General features: G+C 55.1%; 1 protein-coding gene. It reads left to right on the top strand.

The features are described from left to right. Positions 1-338: 338 nt before the first annotated feature. Positions 339-632, top strand: a complete 294-nt coding sequence (locus A3754_RS03935; RefSeq protein WP_063518892.1) for a hypothetical protein — start codon at positions 339-341, stop codon at positions 630-632. Positions 633-726 lie beyond the last annotated feature (94 nt).

The raw sequence follows: 726 nt of genomic DNA on the forward strand, positions 1-726 counted from the left end.
CATAGCCGGTTCAGGTCCAGGTGTTCATCCAGATACCCCTGAGCCGGAGACGGGAACCCCGCAGCAATGCGTTCACTGAAAAAAGGCAGGGCAGACATAGCAACATACCGGGAATCCACAGTCGGACAAGCATGACAAAATACTGTCTTTATGTACAGTTATCGATAATCCAGCTTCACCCCAGGCTGTCGCCCTGGCGACACAAATGACAAGAAAGCGACAAAACGACAAACAACGCCTATCCACCCTCTGCAACTCCTGACGTAACTTACTGTCATAGACATTATGTGCGGCTCGCATCGCCTGCGAGCTCGCACCGGGCAAGCATGAGAGCCACTATGAACACGAAGAGTCATCACCGCTGGATGTCCGATTTTCTGGAAGAAATGGGCCTGCCCGCCCAAGCAGAATTTCAGGGCTACGTTCTGTTCAATCTGGAGCAGAATGCCTTTATCGCCACCAGCAGACACAACCCGGACAGCTCACATCAGCAACTGGTCAGGCCCTGCGCCTGGGCCCACTGTTATCCCTACATCATGCACGCCAGCGACGCCGCCAGCGGGCTGGGCGCCGAATACGAAATTCGCGCGCTTTTCCGGCTCAACGGCCGGTATCTGTCCTGTTCGGTGTGATTGGGCGGTCAAGGACTTGAGATTGAACGCAAGACGCTCGGAGCTCGACGATTGCGACTGGCATCCGGCATCAAGCGTCTAGCCCAGACATAAA

This window comes from Alcanivorax sp. HI0083, from assembly GCF_001635175.1.

Excerpts from the sequence above, each read along its gene's own strand:
- A3754_RS03935 (WP_063518892.1), top strand. The coding sequence starts at position 339 with ATGAACACGAAGAGTCATCACCGCTGGATGTCCGATTTTCTGGAAGAA.